The sequence below is a fragment of the uncultured Salinicola sp. genome (assembly GCF_937921195.1).
Classification (GTDB): Bacteria; Pseudomonadota; Gammaproteobacteria; order Pseudomonadales; family Halomonadaceae; genus Salinicola.
Genome location: NZ_CALFQK010000106.1, coordinates 158,501 through 177,385 on the forward strand (window position 1 = coordinate 158,501; position 18,885 = coordinate 177,385).

Below are 18,885 nucleotides of genomic sequence, written 5' to 3' on the forward strand. Positions count from 1 at the left end.
GTTTCATTCTTCCATGAGGATTAGGGGCACGGTGGCGTGATCCCGCTCTTCCTCTTCGTCCTTGTCGCTCCAGAGCCAGAGGCTCCTGTACGTCTTCCCCCCGATCGGGGTGGTCTCTGCATGCTTGCCTTCCCGCCCGAGGACGACGACATACCTTCCGAGACGATCGCCCTCTTCCCACGACTCGAAGTCGCGGTAGACGGCGCCGTCTCGGAGGTAGGCGAAGACGATCATGGTCAATCGAGGACTCCGGCCTTCCACAGGGAGCCGACGCGCCGCGCCAGTTCCTCGTCGTAGAAGACGCCGATCAGGACCTCGTGGTCCTTTTCCTCGTCGCCTTCCCGCACGGTGTCCGTCCCCGTCACGCGCACGACATTGCGCTTCTGGCTGTCCTCACCGATCTCGACACGGATGTCGCGGTCGGTGACCTCACGGCCGGTAGCGTTGAAGAGGGCGATCGAGCCGGCCGGCGTCTCGCCGTCATCGTCGGTCTCGAAGACCGCGATGGCGGGAATGCTGGCCTTGACGCCCATCCCATTGAGATCGCCGCGTTCGGACGCTTCCGCGATCTCCTTCTGGACGCGCTGCTCGAGCGTCTCGCCCTCGGCGAGCTCGAAGTCACTGATGGGCCGACGCTCGCCGACCCGCATTTCCATGCGTAGCTTATTCATTTTTGGATGGCTCCTTGGGTTTTACAATGCATTCTAGGTCATTTTTCGGGATAAGCCAAAGGCATCTTGACCAAGGATGCCCGACTTTTCGGCTAGCTCCGCTTCACGACGGTCGCGACGCGTTCCGTGACCTTGACGCCCGGGATCTTGGCGCCTTCGTCGACGAGCTTCTGGATCTTCTTGGCGTCGGGTACCAGGACGCTGCGAGGAAGCGAGGCCTCGTCGGTGATCTCCCATTCCTTGATCACGCTCCTGGTGGACATGCCGCCATGTTCGGACTTGCGACTCTCCAGCTTGACCTCGACCTTGCCCGCATCGATCTCGATGCCGTCCTCCTTGGCCTTCGCTGCAAGGTCGTCCGATTCCTGCTGGGCCCTGGCCTGCTCCTCCTGATACTTGATCGTATCGTATTCGGAAAGGCGCGAGGTCAGGTCCTTGATGGCTGCGTCCATCTTCTTCGCCCGGTCCACACCCTTGTCGTCCGGGAGCTTGAAGGCGTCGTCCACGGCCTTCCCGCCGGCGAGGTATGGGGCCTTCATCTTCTTGCGCTTCTCGTCCCGGTCCGAATCGACCTGACGGATGGCGGCCACGAGCGCGATGACGCGGTCGTAGACCTGATCGTCGGTGATCTTGTCGGGGACGCGGCCGTAGGTGTCGAGCAGGCTAGCGCTCCTCTCCGAGAGATCCTTCACGTCCTTGCCGACGAGCAGTTCGATGTCCTCGGCGGGCGTGAGCATCTGGATGCGCTGGTCTTCGGGCGGATTGTTTCCGCCGATGCCGGTATTGGCTGTCATTTTTCCTTCTCCTTCAAGAGTTCGCATTCGTGTCCTTCACACGTCAAAGGGGCCCGGGATTTCTCCCGAGCCCCTCTTCTGTGGATTGTTCAGCGGATCAGTAGCTGACCGACCTGCTCGCATCCGCCTCGATCTGCGCGGCGAAGCGCTTCTGGTTGTCCGAGAACATCTCCTGGGTCTCGGCACCGATCTGGTTGCGGGCGATCGAGCGGGCCTCGAGTTCACGAGCCGTCGGACCGACATACTGACCGAGCGGCTTGAGTTCACCGCGCTGGTGATCGTCAGCCAGCCTGTTCATCGAGTCCTCACCGACGATCGGTCGGGCTGCGGAGCCCCATCCCATCGTCTTGTTGTGGTGACCGCCACGAGCCATGTCGGAGCGCGCGAAGCGTGCCGACTGGAAGGTGCCCGCGTTACCCCGCATGACGCCGTCGACCAGCTTCACCTCGGTGTCCTGATCGACGATCTCGGCATAGCCCTGTGCGGAGGGCACGGTGGCCAGGCTGATGCTCTCGATCTCCGTCCGACCCGCACCGCGAGCCATCTTCAGGTTGCCGCGGTAGGCATCGGTCGAGGCGAGCTCGGCGTCGTTCGGGATCATCACCGCGAGCGGCTTGTCCTGAGCGATCATCTTGTCCGCCACGTTCAGCGCCTGGTCCTTCGAGGAGACCTGGACGACCACACCGACATCGGAGAAGTGCGCGAGATTCTCGTGCATCGACGAACGCAGTTCCGCATAGCGGGTGCCGCGGACGCCGTCCGACGTCTCGTAGGTGTGCCCTGCGAGAGCGGTCGGCATCACGACCTGGGCCTGTTCGTTCTCGAGCAGGGTCCGCAGGGTCATGCGCATCTCCGGCGAGGACGCCATCGGATTGCCCGAAGTCGCGATCACGACCTTGGCCTCCGGGATCTTGGCGGCCTCCTCGAGCACCGCCGTGCTGACGCCTTCCTCGAAGGTCGTGCCGATGGCATAACCCTTCGCGGTGGCCGCACGGATGGCATCCGAAAGCTGCTTGCGGTCGACCAGATCCTGGGGATCGATCGCCTTGCCGTCGGGGCCGTCGAAGGTCCTCTGCGAGTTGCCGAAGAACGCCATCACCGGCTTACCGTGATCGGGGCCGTGGACGTATCCGGCGCGGTTGCCCGGGATCATGCGGCTCTCGCCGGGACCCACGTAGCGGGCATCCAGGTTCTCGGCCGCATTGCCGTTCAGGAGCGCGCGGGTGACCGCCTTCTCCCATGCCTTGCGATCACCGAGGTTCTTCACCGTGTCGCTCGGCATGCCGTTCTCGTAGAGCGCCTTCTTGATCGCCGGATCCTTGGCCGTGTAGACCTCTTCCAGCGTCAGGTCGAGCTTGCGGAGACCGGCCGCCTTCTCGGGGCTCATGCCCGGCAGGCCGGCGAGCGTCATCTGGCCGATCGGATCGGACAGCGCATAGGCGACGTTGCGACGCCCGTGCTCCGCGCGAGCGATGTCCTCGGGCGGAACCGAGAGACCGGACAGCGAACCACGGAAACGCTCGGCGTTGTTGAGATCGGAGATCTCGGTGAACGACTGGGCGTTCTTGCGCGTGACCTCGCGAGCCTCGGCGAGGGGGACGACTTCGCCCTCCTTGTCGATGACCGTGAAGCGCTTGCCCATCTCGAGAGCGAGGCGGGTGATGTGCGCGGCGTGGTAGTCGCTCTGCATGTCATCGAACACGATGCCGGTGTGCGCGAAGTCGACGATGGCCTCCTGGGAGATCTTCTTCTCCTGGGCGGCGCTGTTGATCACGCTCTCGGTGGCATTGCCCTTGACGAGGATGATGGCCCCGCGGACGCGCGGATCGTTCCAGTCGACTTCATACTGCGACTGATCACCTTCACGTGCGCTGCGCGGACGGTCGAAGATCTTCAGCTCGGTCTCGGCCTCACGGGAGATCACCTTTTCGGTGTCGATGCCTGCGGCGACGTCATGCGCGAACGACAGCTTCCGGGTGGCTTCGGCGTAGAGCACGTTCCGATCGCGAGCGTGTTCCTCGAGCCACTTGTAGGACGCCATCTTGTTGTCGTCCGTGGTGAGGATGGCAGCGTGCTTGGGAACGCGGCTGTATCCGTCGGCCATCGGGTCCTTGCCCTTGGCATAACGGCGCACGGCGGCATCGTAGTTGCGCGCACCGTCGAAGGCGACGGCCGTCACACCGCCACGGGGACGCGCCAGGCCGGCCGCGAAGTAGCGGTTGGCGTCGGCTTCCTTGTCCACGTCCTGCGCCTTGGTGCGCAGTTCCTGGAGCTGCTTTCCGTTCAGCTGATTGCCGTTCTGATCGGTGGCGAGCGAGAGCTTGCGCATCGAGCCGGCGAGGTGGATCGCCTGCGCTTCGTGCGGAGCCATGTTGTTGCCGGCGATGTGCCCGACCGAGTAGGCCGAACCCACGAAGGCATTGGCCGCGATCGAACGGGTCACTGAATCGGTGGCCTGCTCGTTGGTGAGCCCGACCATGATGACGGCGTTCGCCGGAGCTTCGGCGAGACCCTCGATGCTCAGACCGTTCTCGTCGGCCTTCGGACGACCCTGCACCACCGGGCGACCGTGGAGTTCGGACGCATTGGCGATGTCGTTGTTGGTCGTGGTCAGGACGAGGATCTGGGTGTTCGCGAAGTCGTCCTGAGCGAACCCTTCGAGGGTATGCATGGCGGATTCGTTCGCGGTGTTGCCCGTGCCCACGATCAGGCCGACGCGATTGATCGGACGCGGATCGAAGGGCGACGAGACCAGACCGTTGTCCCTCCAGGAGTTGAAGGCCTCGAACACCTGCTCGCGCTCGGGCAGCTGCTGCTGCTCGCCGGCCCAGCGCAGGATGTTCTCCATCGCCTTCGCTTCTTCCGTGGTGTCCATGCGGACCGAGAAGTTGCGGTTCGGCTCGACGGGAACCGGGTTGCGCTCGAGGGGCATGGTCTTGACGACGCTGGTCAGGAACTCACGCTCGTCGTTCTGCGTGCGGTCTTCCTTGAAGCCATAGTCGCTGATGCTCTCGACCTGGTCGAGTGCGTCGATCTCGCCGTGACGGATCATGGCGTAGAGCTGACGCACGCTCTGGTTCAGGTTCTCCTGGCTCTGGATGCCCTCGTCGCTCGAGAGATACTCGCGGAACTCGGGGCGCATCTGATCGGGACGCGGCGGAGCGAAGCCGACGGCGGCTGCCGACGCGCGGTCGATCATGGCGTTGGCGGTGGCCACGGGGTCGAGACCGCGAACTTCGGCCTGGTCCTGGATGCGATAGACGTCGTCGGTGGCCGACTGCAGCTGGTCAGCCTGTTCGTCGGTCAGCGAGAAGCCGGAGGAAGCGAGCGCGCGATCGGCGTCGTTCTGGCGACGCTTCATCGCATTGCCGATGGCCCGGGGGCTCTCGACCGCACGGCGGTGCTCGATCTTGAGCATGCGGAACATGCGCTCGGCATCTTCCCGGTTGGGGCCGGTGAGGACGTCCTGGATGTGGGTGGACAGCGCCGTGGCCGACGACTGGCCGCTCCAGTAGACACCGCGGTTCGGGTTGTTGAGTGCGCTGTCGCGGGTGATGCTCACACCCGGATTGCGCGACTGTTCGTCCTGGCTCAGGCCGTTCCAGTCCTGGTAAGAATATGCCGTCATTTTCCGTTCCTCCGATGTCTCGTAATCTGACATTCAAGGCGGGAGAAGGGAGTTCCTCCCGCGCCATCCTGCAAATTGTCCCATTGCCGAAGGAATGGTGCAAGCACCTTTTTTCCTTTTCACCCTCCGGGACGGAGAAAAACGCTTTTACGGAAGTCTTTTTCAGGAATTCTGGAATCGCCGCTCGGACTGGCGATCATAATGTATGGGGTCGAAGGCCTGCGCGATCTCCCCGATGGGGATGGTCAGCTTCATGCCTTCCTTCGCGAGGGATCTGAGCTCTTCCACGGTCCAGCCCCGATCGAGGTGGTCGGCGGCGTCGTCCTTGTGCTGGAGGTCGTAGACCGTTCCGTCCTCCCTGCGCGTTGGCCAATGCAGGAAATAGAGATCCGCTCGCCCCATGAGACGGTCCGCGATCTTGGATGCAGCAGCATATCCAGGTCCGTCATGATCGCACAGGAGGATGACCTTCCGGCCGTGGAGGACGGAGAAGTCGGTGAGGCTGATCGCGTTCCCTCCCCCCTGACAGGCGGTGGGGACCCAGCCCGGGAAGAGACGGGCTGCGGCATCCGCCGCTTTTTCGCCTTCGTTCCAGACGACCGGGTCCTCCTCGCGCTCGACGATCTGGTCGAGATTGTAGAGTGGACGTGGCGAAGGCATGGCGCGCATGCGCAGCTCCTCCTTGCCCTTCTTCTTGTCCAGCGCCCAGCACCAGGGGATGACCTCCTTGTCCCCTTCCTCCAGATCGTAGCGGGCGACCCATCCGGCGACACGCCCTTCCGGAAGACGATAGGTCCAGACCTTCGAGGGCATTCCGTGTTCGAAATGGTAGAAATCGTCAGGACGGGGATTCTCCTGCCCTTCCGGAGCAGGTGAGATCACCTCGATCTCGTCCTCCTTCTTCTCTACGACCCTCTTCTTCTTGTTGGGATTGGAGGGTGCGCTCGGATCGACGCCGAGATGGGACTCCAGAGCGGTCCGCACGTCCTCGGGACGGCACCCCGCGAAGCAGTGGTAGAGAAGCATGCCCTCACGCCCGTCGGCGAGCGATAGGGATGGGGACCTGTCCTCATGGGCGGGACAGCAGACCATCCAGCCTCGCCCGGTCTTCTTCGCCTTCGACCTTCCTGTTCCGGAAAGCTTGTCGGCGACATCGGCCGCGCTCCAGTCGTTGAGGGACATGCTCGCTCTTTCTCTGTTCTATCGTGCGACCGCTCGTGCCGCGTCGACATCTTCCTGTCGGCAGCCGGCGAGACACACGGCCTTGCCCTCGGAGTCCACCGAGAGGGAGGGATTGCGATCATCGTGGACCGGGCACTTTTCCATCCTCGCACCGGAGGCATTGCTTGCATCGTTCATGTGGATCTCCTGTCTTTTTTTCGGATTCTATCCGGTGATCTTGTCGATGTCGATCTCGTGCTGGAGAGCCGCCTCCTTCAGACGGGTGAGGATGTTCCCCTCCAGATTGGTGATCGAATCGCGGTGCCGGCGGATGAGATCCTCCCTGTCAGCCTTGTTCTTCGCGTCCTTGAGGCGCTTCACGATGGTGGCACCGTATGCCACCTGGTCCGCACGGGTGACGGGTTCGGAGTCGAGATCGAAGTCATCGTTCACCTCGGCCCGGGGACGGGAGCGACCGGACTTCGCCGGCTTGTCATCGGCAGGGCTATCCTGTTCCTGCTGACGCCCACGCGGGCCGTCGTCACGGCTTTCCTTGTCTGAACTCCGATCGTCGTTGCGTTCGCGGGCGGGCTGTTCGCGCTGCTGAGACCGTCCACCACCACCGGAATTTCCACGGGACTGGCGACCTTCACCCTGCTGGCGACCGTCATCGTATTCGCCACGACTGTCGTTCCGGGTCGCGCGTGAGCCTCCCGAACGTGCGTTCCCGCCCCGACCGGACTCCTTGTCCTGACGCATCTTCTTGGCCTTCGACAAGCCCGTCCTGTTGCCCTTGTGAGCGTATTCGATGTCGCTCTGATTGCCGTCCTGATCGAGGAACATGCCGAAGGCCTTGCCGAGCATGGAGGTGCAACGCTTGAGTCCGTCGGTCTCGGCGCCCTTCACGGCCATGCCGATCGCTTCCTTGGCATACTTTCCCGGTTCGACCTCGCCGTAGCCGATGCCGGTCTGGACGAAGACCGTGTCACTGCCCTCGGGCGTGCGCTTCTTGATGGTAAGGGTGACCTGCGTGGTCACCGAATAGACGACCATCTCGACATCCTTGGCCTTCTTGTTTCCGGAAGGCCCCTCCCATTTCGTCCTGGTGGCTACCTCCTTCTCGATCTCGGGCTTGCTGGCGACCAGACCCCAGCCGAGCGGACCGAATATCTCGTTCAGACGGTCGACGCTGATGTCACCCTTGAGATACGTGACGGTGTTGCTCCCGCCAGCGGATCGCGAGCTCAGTAGCTCCTTGGGGACTTCCTGATCGACCGCGGCCGCGATGGCTGCGTCGTTATGGATGCTGACATTGTAGCGCGGCTGTTCGGTGGTCTCTTCGGTCATCTTTCAATCCCCCTTCGGGTTACGTTTTTAGTGTAAGGAACATAGCGAGAACAGAGTCCTTCGGGAAGCGAAAAATCGACCCTAGAAGAGACTCGCTGCGTCAGTGGATTTCTTGGCGATCTTGAGGGCGAGCTTGCCGCCGGACTTCTCCTCGACCCCGACGATCCGGGTGCCGGTATCGATCGTGGATCCCTTGGGGATCATGGTCATGACCATGTTGTCGATCTGCTCGATGCGCTTCTCGAGGGGCTTCTGCCGCGCCTTGAGACCGTCGATCTCGGCCTTCTTCGTCTCGCGTTCGTCGATGAGCGCGTCGACGGTGTCACCGCTTACCTCTGCCTTGACCGATACCTTGCCTTCCCGGATGGCTCCCTTGTCGACATCGTAGTCGACGACCGGCTCGTCGTCCTCGACCGCCATGCGGATCATGTCGGCGACGCCCTCGACGATCTTGGTGCGCATGTCTTCATCGAGCGTCGCGCGGTAGAGCTCGCTGCGGTATCCATCGACTAGAATGCCGACATAGACGTCCTCATGACCGTATGCGATCGCGGTGGCGAGATAGCGCATGAGCTGTTTGTCGGGAATTCTGTCAGGAGCTTCCCATCCGAACATCGCGGACTGGATGCGCTGCATGACGACGAGGACGGCCGGCTTTCCCTTGGTCTTGGTGCTGGGTGCGATCTCCCACGCACGAGGCGGCATGATGCCCTCGCCGACGACGGGGTCCAAGGCCTTCTGGATGGAGAGTCCGTGATCCTTGGCGATTCCGGCGGCGATGTCTGCGGCAAGGCGGCCCTGCCAGCGCGAGCGGTCGCCGATGTCGTTCTCCTCGACGTCGTCGGTCATGCGATTCCACACGGTCCAGGGGCTGGCCTTGGTGTCCAGTCCCAGAATGGCGGCGACTTCGCCTGCCCTCACATAATCTCGCATAGCGTCCTTTTCCTTTCATTCACCGTCGACACCCCGCCGACGGCAGGACGCCTATTTCAACCATCCCCGCTTTCGCAGGTCATCTTCGCTGTTGCCCTTCTTGGGCAGATGCCATCTCTTGGTCTCGCCATTGAAACGTCCGCCCAGGGCCTTGACATCGTCCTTGTCGTCGAAGGGGACTTCGAGTGCATAGGATCCGCCTTCGAAGTCCTGCCACGGCTTGGGAGTCATGGATCTCACGGAAGGCTTGCGCTGTCCTATGTCCGGGGCTCTGAGTTCCGCGCTCTCGATATCGAGACATCTCTTGATCGCGTCGACGTTGCGCCCCTGCAGGATACGTCTCGCCTGCGCCGTGTCGCACTTGCGCCTTTCCACCTCGTCGAGCATGTATTCGAGGATCGCGGTATTGGTGGGCTCCACCAGAGTGGGCACGTGCTTCTCGCATAGCGCAACGAGATCGCTTCCCAGCTTTGTGGGGGCGAGCTTGCCCTTCGCACTCACGATGTAGAGCCTGTCCTTCAGCTTCTTGACGGTGTCGCCCCATGTGGACTTCGTCCCGAGGGTCTTGGCGACCTTGAGCTTCTTGAGATGATCCGGATCCTTCGTGACCTTCGTTAGGTCGCGCATGGCCGAGATGATCGAGCCCTCCGTGAACTGCGGCGGGGCGATCGTCTTCTTCTCCAGCGCATTGGCCCTGTCCACGATTCCGCGCGTCTTGTCGGCGATGTCGGGCAGCGTCTGGGTGGCGGGCTCGTCCTGGTTCTCGTTCTCGGTTGCGTTTGCCTCCTGGTCGGCTCCTCCGAAGAGACGCCTCCAACCGGGCTCGAGAATGGTCCGTCCGGTCGCGCTGAAGCGACGCTCGCCGTGTTTCCAGGAGATCGACTTCTGGGAATAGCGGCAGTCAGGGTGCAGCTGCGCCAGGAACTGCCTGACGATGAGCAGATACAGCTTGCGTTCGTCGTCGTTGAGCTGCGAGAGATCCGCACCCTCGGTCGTCGGTATGATGCCGTGGTGATCGGCTCCGCTCTTCTCGAGCAGTGCCGAATTGAAGACGGTATCCCGCGGCGTCAGGGAATTGTAGTCGGGGAGGAACTTCGTGATGTCGGGGAAGGTCTCCTTGCCCTTCAACGGCACGAGCTGGGTGTTCGAGAGGTCCTTGAGATGACTCAGGATGGGACCGACGTCCTGCCACTGGCTGTCCTCGAGATGGACCCCGTCGGTGCGCGGGTAGCTGATCAGCTTGTGCTTGTCGTAGAGATCCTGCGAGATCTTCTCCGTCTTCGAAGCCGGCCAGCCCCAAAGGTTGTATGCCCTGATCTGGAGGCTCGAGCTTTCGAACAGCGCCGGCGGTGCTTCCTTCCTGGTCTCGGATTCGACATCGAGCACCACGGACTTCTGGTGGATCTCGTCGGTGATGCGTCGCGCTTCCGCCGCATCCTTGATGCGGTTCTCGCCCTCCTTCGGTGCGTGTGTCAGGCGGATGGTATGCTGGCCCGCGCGGACGTCCGCGATGAGGTCGTAGTATTTCTCGGACTTGAAGTTCTCGATCTCGCGCTCGCGGCGAACGATGATCGCGAGGGCGGCGGTCTGGACGCGGCCCACCGAGATGGGCGGCTCGTGATTGGCCGGACGGAACCGCACGGTGAGAAGACGGGTGAGATTGAGGCCCTCCACCCAATCGGATTCGGCCCGGATGCGGGCGGCGTCGGCAAGAGGGAACTTCTCACCGTATTCGAGGAGGGATTCCTCTTTCGCGGCCTTCGATATCGAGGCGACGTTGGCGCCCGAGCTCCAGAGGCGCTTCTTCGGTTTGTGCTGTAGCTGCAGATACTGGAGGATGGCCCAGGCGATGTATTCGCCTTCGCGACCCGCGTCGGTCGCGATCACGATCTCCCGGGCGTCCTTGGCGTACTTCTCGATGACCGCCAGCTGCTGGCTCTTGCCCTCGATGGGCTTGTACATGAACTCCCACTTATCGGGAAGCATGGGCAGGAGGTCGGGACGCCATTCGCGCCACTCCTCCTTGTAGTCGTGAGGCTCGGCGAGCTCGACGAGGTGTCCGGCCGCCGCGACGATGATGCCGCCATTGGACTGCCAGGCATAGCGCTCGAGCGGCTGGCAGTTGCCCAGCGCCTTGCCGAGTTCCTTGGCGAAGCTGGGCTTCTCCGCCAGCCAGACCCTTTCTCCGTGCACGAACAATCCTCCTGGGTTTCCCTTTAGAGGACTCTTTTAGGATGAATGATCTTTTTTTCCAACGGGACGCTTGCAGCGGCTTATCGTAGGGTGATACCATTCGCTTCGAGGTCGTGGTGAAGGCTTACCGGACCCGCGAAACGAATGGTATCAAGCAGGCTGGAGACAGGTTATGCAGTTCGAACATCAGAATGACAAGGGGGAGAATTACGCTCTCCTGTATCCCAAGTTCAAGGAGAACGAGGAGCTCAAGAGCGCCGCCGAGGAACTCGGTGTCCGCAATGCGCTCGAGTTCAACCGCGGGGACAACGCATATCGGCTTTTCGAAGCGAAGATTCCTGAGGATGTGAACGTGGACGCCAAGCTCGGAAAATTCGCGACGGACGAGGCGAAGGCCGCATCGATGGCCGAGCGCGAAGAATTCCTGGCCAAGAAGGCCGCGGCGGCGAAGGCGACCGGGACCGACGTGGACCAGTCGAAGGTCTACGTGGCGGCCAAGGAGAACGGTGACCGCGATCGGTTCAACAAGCTCCGTCAGGAGACCGGGACCAGCTTCACCTATTCTTCGCGTCAGGGCGGCTTCGTCCACAAGGACGGTCCGACCGAAGGCTTCGAGTACTTCCAGTCCGAGGAGGCGAAGAAGGCCTGGGCTGCCGAGGCAGGCAAGGCGGCAGCGACGACCCGCAAGCGGCGTGAGAACGCCGTGGAAGGCATCGACGTCATGGCCGAGCGTGCCAATGGCAGGGTCTTCCTCGCGGACAACTCGAAGGGCTTCATGCTGCCTTCCAAGAAGCAGGAGGCCGCGCGCTCCTCGCAGCTGGAAGCTCTGAAGGCCGCTTCGCCGGAAGAGGTCGCCCAGGTCTACAAGATCACCGAGGCGGCCAAGAAGGCTCTCGATCGCAAGCTCTACGGGATCCAGCTGAACGCTGCCAAGGATGCCGGCGTCGAGAAGTCGGACTTCGACAAGATGAAGCCCGATCAGCGTCGTGAGGCAGCGAAGTTCAAGGGCCTCGAAAAGGAGGAGTTCTCGAAGCTCGTCTCCCTCTCGAGCGGCTTCTTCGCTGTCCAGGACGAAATGGTCGAACGGGGCATGCTCGAGACGCGTCAGAGCGCTCGGGACATGCAGAATGGGACCAGCCAGTCGTCCGGCGCCGCCGGCGGCAAGCAGGAGGGCAAGTCCCAGCCCAAGGGCGAGAAATCCGCTGAGAAGGCGGAGAGCAAGGCGAAGGGTGGCGGCATGGCCGCTGCGCTCGCCGCAGGTGCCGAGGCGCAGGGCGTCGGTCGCTGATAACACAGCCGAAAGGAGGTGATCTCCGTCTGGGCAAGGGGCGCTTCGGCGCCTCTTGTTCGTACAGGGCCCGCGGGATCTCTCCCGCGGGCCTTCATGTCATTCGCTGTCGCCGATGATCCCCGCTTCCAGGAGGAAGCGCGAGGGGCGACGGCTGCGCCCATCGCGACCGGACCACGAGACGATGAGCATCTTGCGTGCACGCGTGAGCGCCACGTATGCCAGACGCCTCTCCTCGCTGATGTCCTGCTCGGTCTTGCGCTGGAAGTTGGGAAATTCGCCCTCCTCCCAGCCGGGCAGCGCGACGATCTCGTATTCGAGACCCTTGGCTCCGTGCATCGTTGCGATGTTGATACCGGCGCGACCCGCATTCAGATCGAGCTGCGTCAGCGACGCGAGCGTCTTCTCGAGGCCGATCTGGTTCGCCATCTCGTCCGCCAGGCGGAGGAAGGACGGGAGCTGGTGATCGTCCGTCTCGGCCGAGCTGGAGACCTTCTCCGTGATCCCCAGAAGACTGGAGACCGCCGCGAACGGGTTCGTCTTCTGGCCCGCGATGAACTCACGCACCTCGACGATCTTCTCGGCCAGGGCCTTCGATCCGCTCGTGGCCTTGCCCCTTTCGTTCATCTCGAGGAGGAGCGAGACGGGCCCGGTGCGATCCTCCGGATCACGATTGCGACGACGCTGCAGCCGAGCGCTGTGATCGATCAGAGCGGCCTCGGGCAGGTAGGCCTCGGGGTAGGTGGCGAGCTGCTCGTACATCAGTGGATTGTCCGCCTTGGTCGCGAGCATCATCCACGATACGAGTGCCCGGATCGGACGTGCGCCGAGGCGGATCGATTCGTGCAGGTTCACCGGAAGACCGTTCGAAGCGAAGAACGCGGCGTATTCCTGGCAGCTCCTGTTGGAGCGGCAGAGGATGCCGACCTTCTCATAAGGGACATCGAACCGGCGACAGCCCTCCACGATCGTCTCGAGGACGGCCTGCTTCTCTTCGGCCTCGGAATGGCGCTCGATCGCCTTCACCATGGCATCGGCATCGGGACGGGTCCGGATGCGCTTCTCGTGCCGATCGGCGTTGTGCGTGATCAGCTTGCTGGCGTGCCCGAAGATCGACTTGGGCGTCCGATAGTTGTCACGGATGTGGATGATCTCGGGATCCGCCCAGTAGCGACGGAAGTCGATCGTGGCCCGGACGTCGGAACCCCTCCAACCGTAGATGGCCTGGTCATCGTCCGCCGCAGCGTAGAACTTGGCGGCCGAGCCGCCGCGTCCGACGATGTTCTTGAGCAGGCGGATCTGCATGCGACTGAGATCCTGGTATTCGTCGACCATGACGTGATCGAACATGCCCTGCCACGTCGCCGCGACTTCCGGGTAGTTCTCGATGATCATCGTGGGAAGGTAGAGCATGTCGTTGTAGTCGATCATGTCGTAGGCCTTCTTCCACATCTCGTATTCGACGTAGATCTGGGCGTCCTCGTGTGACACCCCGGGCGCCCAGTCGGCCTGTCCGCGTTCGATCGCCTCGATTGCGTCCTCGGGGGACTTCATCGCGTTCTTGGCCTTTTCGATGAATTCGATGATCTTGCGGATCGTCGCCTTCTCGTTCGGGGAATCGGCCATGGGATGGTTGCGCGATCGCATCAGCTTCTGGACGAGCTCCTCCTGCTGATCGCGATCCATGATTGCATCGACGTTCGCGAGGCCGAGGATCTTGGCGTTCTCGCGGATGATGCGGAGGCCGATCGAGTGCGTCGTGCCCACCCAGAGGTCCTCGGACTTCACACCGAGCGCCGGCTCGATGCGCTCGATGAGTTCGTGCGCCGCCGCGTTGGTGAAGGTGCACATGAGGATGCGCTCGATCGCGACCCCGCTTGCGGCCAGGTGAAGGTAGCGGGTCGTCATGACTCGCGTCTTGCCTGTGCCGGCAGGGGCTAGCAGCAGGACGTTCTGCGCATCCGCATGTGCGGCCTCGCGCTGCTCGTCGCTGAGCTCCTGCAGCATCTTGTTGACGACGTCCGCCTTGACGCTGGTCGTCTTGGATTCGATGTCGGGCCGGTCGACCTTGACGGGCTTGTCGGCGAATCCGGTCTCTTCCGTGAAGTTGGACATTTAAGTCTCCTTTCCTGTGTTCGTGCCGGGCACAGGAAAGGAGTTTTTCCATTCCTATGCCGTTATCGGCTCTGGCGTATCTTCGTATTTCTCGAGATCGATGGCGAGCTTCTGGCTCGTCCCATCCTTCAGTTCCTTGCGGTTCTTCCTTTTCCACTCTTCGATTCGTGCCAGCCGGACGGCCTCAGGCACTGGATAGGCCGGCTTGGGTCCGAGCCCGGTCCTCGGGTTGAATGCCTTGGCGAGCATCTCGGGATCCTTGAAGAAGAACACCGATTTCATGAAGTAGGGACGGTTCATGAACCCCTGCGCCATGATGATGTGTCTTCCGGGCTCCATACCGGAGATGTCGCCGGGCCGGATGAAATCGACCTTCTCGAGGTTCGTCGACTCGTTGGACTTGCCCCACTCCTTGATGTCCGCGCCCTTCGAACGGGACGAACTGGATCTCTTGATGGTTGTCGGACCGACCATCTCCTGAACGAGCTTGATTGTGTCCTTGTCGTTCTGCGGAAGGATGTATTTCACAGCCGTCGTGGCGTAGATGATCTGCTGGTCCTCTTTCGAGTAGAGCTTGCCGATCTGCGAGTCGGACTGCGCCACGAGGCAATACATCGTCTTCTTGGATCGGCCAAGGTCGGGACCGGTCATGACGGCCTCGATCTTCGGTAGCTTCGCGAACTCGTCGAGCATGAAGCAGACGGGATACGGACCCAGCTTGAAGTTGTTGCGGTTCACCTCACCCGGGCCGTAGGCGAGATATTCGCGGCTGAGGATCTCGTAGAGCAGCGAGGTGATTGTGGCGAAGGCCGCCGCCTCCGCCTGGTTGACGCAGACGTAGAGGGTCACGGGCTTCATCTCGCCGCTCTCGTCTGGCATTCCTCGCAGGTCCTGCGGAAGGAAGTCGCAGGAACTGGTCCTCTCCCGAACGGCGGCGTTCTTGAAGGGGAGGAAGGCCTTGTCCATGGTGCCCAGGACACCGGAGCGCTCGTTGGGGGCCATTGAGACGAGCGGAGTGATTTCGGTCAGGGCACGGGGGTTGTACTCGTTGGTGACGCATTCGCTGACGATGCCCTTGAGCCAGTCGGCGAGGGCGTCGCCCTGATGGAACCGCTGCTCCTCAGCGGCCTTGGCCTTCTCGGCGTCATTCTTCTCGGAGGCCTGCCGCAGACCCTCGTTGATCATGTCGATCAGCATGGGGATGGACGGCTCCATGTCCTTGCCGTCTTTCAGCCAGTAGCTCGGGATGTTGGCCGTGTTGATCTGGCCCTCCTCCGGATCCGCGACCTTGGAGCAGATGTAGTGAAGGAAGCCGACCAGGGCTGCGCGACCCTTCTGTTCGAAGTAGTCGTTGCTTCCGCCCCCCTTGCCGCTGCTCGGGCTCATGACGTTCGCCACGGCATCGAGGTAGGTGTCGCGTTCCGCTGTGCCGGCCGGAGGAAGGAGCTTGGGGGAAAGGGGATTGAACCTGGGGTAGAAGATGGTCTTCGTCGGATCGTCGAGATTCGCCGGATCGATCTTGTCCGTGGCCGACCAGTTGATCATGAAGACCGGACCGATCTGCGCCCGATAGCCGGAAGTCAGGTCGAAGAGCTCGGGCTTCGGATCGTTGATGATGAAGGAGGACTCGGGGGTGTCGAGGATGGAGGGAACCACGAACGAGGCCGTCTTGCCCGTTCCGGGAGGGGCAAGGACGAGGCAGGACAGCGTCTCGATCAGACGCATGGGCTGCTTGGTGCTAGGCCATAGCCCGAGATGGAGGTATTTCGCACCCTTGATTCCGACCTGTTTGCGATCCTCCATCTTGCGCACGTCGGACATCATGCCGTTGCGGGCGTCTCCGTGGATGAGGTCGAAGGTGCGGAAGGGATTGAGGGCGAGAGCTAGGATCAGCGGCGCGATGGAGATCGCGAAGGCGATGAACATCATGGTCCCGGTGATCACGCCGTTCTGGTTGAAGGCGTACTTCACTCCGTCGACGAAGATCTTGATGTCGTAGAACCCGCTGAAGGCGATCTTCACGATGCCCCAGCTCTGTTGGTTTATGTCCGTGCTGAATGCATAGGCTGCGATCGGTGCGATCTGCATCAGATGGATCAGGAGAAAGAAGGATATGAAGGCGCCCGCGGCTATGACCGCGATGGCCTTGTTCTTCTCGCTCGAGTAGTGGGTGGGTATCTTCTGGGCCATTGATCCGTCCGGTAAGGAGTGCTTCTCCTTCCGTTTTTAGGATGAATGACCCTCTCCTAGCAAGTCCATCATTCGTTCCTTGAGAGTATGACCCATGGGAGCGATGGTCGGCCACCTCTCGTGATCGAGGACGATGATGCCCAACGACTCGGCATGGAGTATCTTTTCCTCTCCCTCGTCGGGATTCGATACGTGCACGATGACCCCCTTGGTGGGATTCGGCACGATGCTCCAGCCGTTCCGGCTCGCCACCTGCTGTGACATGCGTCGCTTCATGCCCCGTCCGTGCATGCTGACCACGGGCTGTCCGGACTTCATGAGGAGCATGGCCCTGGGCTCCTTGAGGGGGAGACCCCGCCATCGCCGGTTGCCACGCCAGTTGGACTTCCAGCCTTCGGTGGGGCCTATCCTGCCCTTGGCCAGAGCCTGTGCCTGGTCGGCTTTCAGCCGGTCCTCCTCGGGGACCATCGCTCGTTCGCCGCAGACCAGCGTCGCCTCGATGTGAGAGCACCAGCTCTCTCCCCTGCAGCTGCAAAGGACATGGCCTTCGGCAGGGACGTTTATGTGGTGATGGTCGTCGTCGGTCATGCTCCTGCAGCGGAATGTGACCGACTTCATGCCGGATCCTGGACCACGCCCGGAATGACGGGATTCCCGTCGCCGTCGTAGTCGATGGCCATGCGAGGCTTGCGACTCTCGGTATTGCTCTCCCAGGCGGACATCGTGATGTCGGTGCAGACCGATTCCTCGTCGAGCTTGCGCTGGAGGGCCTTCTCGTCCTCGCGTAGCTTGAATGTGGCGATGGCGATCCTCCAGACCATGAGCGCGGCCGCAGCCAGGATGATGATCTTGGCCTGAGCGGGAATCGCGAGATTGATGAGAACGCTCGCTATGATGGCGGCTATCGTGAGCCAGACGACCAGATTGACCATGATCGAGCGTGCACCGTTCGGGTCGTGCGCATTGACCTCGCGGTGGGTCTCCCCGGTCGTCTGGTTGAGAATCATGATCGCCCTGTCGGGCTTTGCGCTCACACCCGCTTCGGGCAGGACCACCGTGACCTGGTCTCCTGCGACCGGATCCTTGGGAGCCCGCCACTTGAAGCTGGTGATGGTGTTGTCAGGCTCGATGACCTGGACCTTGTGGCCCTCTCCGATCTTGCCTCGCTCCCAGCCGAGGACCGCGCCTTCGATGGCGCGGTAGCTGTTGTGGCGTTTGGTGATTAGGGTGCTCATCTTGGTTCCTTGCGAATATCAGCTTCCTTTTAGGATGCTTTTCCTCGATCCGTAAGTGCTTCGGGATCAGCCGAACATCGAAGAGTGCGTCTTGGACAGGAAGCGATCGGTCATTCCTGCGATGTAATCGGCGACGACACGGTTCCCATCATCGCTCGCATTCCACAATGTCCGGTGCTTTTCCGGTAGATACATCATGGGCCGGTAGGTCATGGCATCGTAGACATCGATGATCTGCTTCTGGATACGGACACGGTCGAGCTGGACCGACGAGGCCTCGATGACGCGACGGAATACGCTCTTCTTCAGGGTTCGCACGAGCGCACTGCGATGATCGTCGAGCACCACCCGATAGCGATAGAGTTCGTCCTTCATCCGATCGTCCTGATGAACCCGGACGCCGGAGAGCAGGTAGTTGATGATGAGACCGGTCATCTTCTTGCGTTGCGATCCCATCAGGGCGTCGATCACACGGTCGTAGGACCAGGAACCGTTCGCGGCGTCCTGCTTGTCCATATGCTCGATGAATCCGGTCCAGCATTCTTCCGGTGCGTCCTCTTCCAGCCACCGACGCTTCATCATGTTGAGAGCGATGGCATCGTCGAGATCGGCCGCCGAATAGGCGAAATCGTCAGCGAGATCCATCAGGCTGGCATCGAAGGTCTTGATGAGCTCAGCCTCGACGATCTCCCTGTCCGACTCGAAGGGGTCGAGCATCCAGTCGACGACCTCGGTCTCCTCGTCGAGGTAGCATTTGGGCGGCTTGTGTTCGGGGCCGATGAGCGGTTGCCCGGAGATGCCCTGGAATGGTGGCGGCGTATCCCTCTTCTTGGCTCGCGAATAGGGAATGGGGTATTTCAGGATCCCCAGGAGCGTGCGCCGGGTCAGGTTCAGCCCCGCTTCCGGTGTATGACCTTCAAGTCGGGAGAGGATTCTCAGAGTCTGTCCGTTGCCCTCATAGGGAAGGCAGGCATTGAGTGCGTCCTCCCCGGCGTGGCCGCCGCATGGATGACCGAGGTCGTGGCACAGTCCGATGACCTGGACGAGGGAGTTGCTCGAGACCAGCCGTGACACGATCCCGTCCTTGTCAGCGGTCTTGAGACGCTGCGAGATGCCGAGCGCGATCTGAGAGACCTCGATCGAGTGCGTGAGACGATTGCGGGGGACATCGGAGTCCCCCTGATGAATCTGCGTCTTTCCGGCCAGGCGCCGGAAAGAGGACGAGTGGACGACACGGGCATAGTCCACGTCATAGTCGTCGCGACCGTCCTCGACCTGAGAGCGTCGGGCTACGCGTCGCTCGTTCCACTGTGCATTGTCCATTACGGTT

The 18,885-nt window shown here is 61.9% G+C and carries 15 protein-coding genes; 1 reads left to right on the top strand and 14 read right to left on the bottom strand.

The annotated features are described in order from the left end of the window. Positions 1-3 precede the first annotated feature (3 nt). From Q0602_RS11715 to Q0602_RS11755, 9 genes are all read right to left on the bottom strand, one after another. Positions 4-240 (bottom strand): hypothetical protein, encoded by a 237-nt coding sequence (locus Q0602_RS11715; RefSeq protein WP_298843298.1) that lies wholly within the window; start codon positions 238-240, stop codon positions 4-6. Next, on the bottom strand, positions 237-671 hold the full coding sequence (locus Q0602_RS11720) for a hypothetical protein (protein ID WP_298843301.1): 435 nt from the start codon (positions 669-671) through the stop codon (positions 237-239). The genes Q0602_RS11715 and Q0602_RS11720 overlap by 4 nt, the downstream gene beginning before the upstream one ends. Before the next feature lie 92 nt (positions 672-763). After that, positions 764-1,465: a hypothetical protein gene (locus Q0602_RS11725; RefSeq protein ID WP_298843305.1), complete on the bottom strand. Its 702-nt coding sequence runs from the start codon at positions 1,463-1,465 to the stop codon at positions 764-766. Positions 1,466-1,562: 97 nt separating this feature from the next. Continuing rightward, positions 1,563-5,093 carry a hypothetical protein gene (locus Q0602_RS11730; protein ID WP_298843308.1) on the bottom strand — a complete coding sequence of 1,177 codons (3,531 nt, stop codon included), beginning with the start codon at positions 5,091-5,093 and terminating at the stop codon, positions 1,563-1,565. A gap of 162 nt (positions 5,094-5,255) precedes the next feature. After that, the gene (locus Q0602_RS11735) at positions 5,256-6,275 is read right to left on the bottom strand and encodes a CHC2 zinc finger domain-containing protein (protein ID WP_298843311.1); all 1,020 of its coding nucleotides are present in this window, start codon (positions 6,273-6,275) and stop codon (positions 5,256-5,258) included. Positions 6,276-6,293: 18 nt separating this feature from the next. Continuing rightward, entirely contained in the window at positions 6,294-6,452 is a 159-nt protein-coding gene (locus Q0602_RS11740; RefSeq protein WP_298843313.1) for a hypothetical protein, read from the bottom strand. Between the two features lie 27 nt (positions 6,453-6,479). Beyond that, entirely contained in the window at positions 6,480-7,601 is a 1,122-nt protein-coding gene (locus tag Q0602_RS11745) for a Rad52/Rad22 family DNA repair protein (protein ID WP_298843316.1), read from the bottom strand. Positions 7,602-7,682: 81 nt separating this feature from the next. Next, positions 7,683-8,534: a hypothetical protein gene (locus tag Q0602_RS11750; protein WP_298843319.1), complete on the bottom strand. Its 852-nt coding sequence runs from the start codon at positions 8,532-8,534 to the stop codon at positions 7,683-7,685. A gap of 51 nt (positions 8,535-8,585) precedes the next feature. Beyond that, entirely contained in the window at positions 8,586-10,727 is a 2,142-nt protein-coding gene (locus tag Q0602_RS11755; RefSeq protein ID WP_298843322.1) for a DNA topoisomerase, read from the bottom strand. 172 nt (positions 10,728-10,899) lie between these two features. On the opposite strand from Q0602_RS11755, the gene Q0602_RS11760 reads away from it, so the two are divergent. Beyond that, positions 10,900-12,015, top strand: a complete 1,116-nt coding sequence (locus Q0602_RS11760; protein WP_298843325.1) for a hypothetical protein — start codon at positions 10,900-10,902, stop codon at positions 12,013-12,015. 99 nt (positions 12,016-12,114) lie between these two features. Here the strand turns inward: Q0602_RS11760 and Q0602_RS11765 are convergent, their stop codons facing one another. The 5 genes from Q0602_RS11765 to dgt form a co-directional block, all read right to left on the bottom strand. Then, positions 12,115-14,130: an ATP-dependent helicase gene (locus tag Q0602_RS11765; protein WP_298843328.1), complete on the bottom strand. Its 2,016-nt coding sequence runs from the start codon at positions 14,128-14,130 to the stop codon at positions 12,115-12,117. A gap of 54 nt (positions 14,131-14,184) precedes the next feature. After that, positions 14,185-16,320, bottom strand: coding sequence for a type IV secretory system conjugative DNA transfer family protein (locus Q0602_RS11770; protein WP_298843333.1), 2,136 nt, complete (start codon positions 16,318-16,320; stop codon positions 14,185-14,187). A gap of 36 nt (positions 16,321-16,356) precedes the next feature. Continuing rightward, positions 16,357-16,938 (bottom strand): hypothetical protein, encoded by a 582-nt coding sequence (locus tag Q0602_RS11775; RefSeq protein ID WP_298843335.1) that lies wholly within the window; start codon positions 16,936-16,938, stop codon positions 16,357-16,359. Next, complete coding sequence (locus tag Q0602_RS11780; protein ID WP_298843338.1) at positions 16,935-17,555, bottom strand: hypothetical protein; 621 nt, start codon at positions 17,553-17,555, stop codon at positions 16,935-16,937. Before Q0602_RS11780 ends, Q0602_RS11775 begins: the two co-directional genes overlap by 4 nt. Positions 17,556-17,621: 66 nt before the next feature. After that, positions 17,622-18,878 (bottom strand): dGTP triphosphohydrolase, encoded by a 1,257-nt coding sequence (gene dgt, locus Q0602_RS11785; RefSeq protein WP_298843342.1) that lies wholly within the window; start codon positions 18,876-18,878, stop codon positions 17,622-17,624. Between the last annotated feature and the right edge of the window lie 7 nt (positions 18,879-18,885).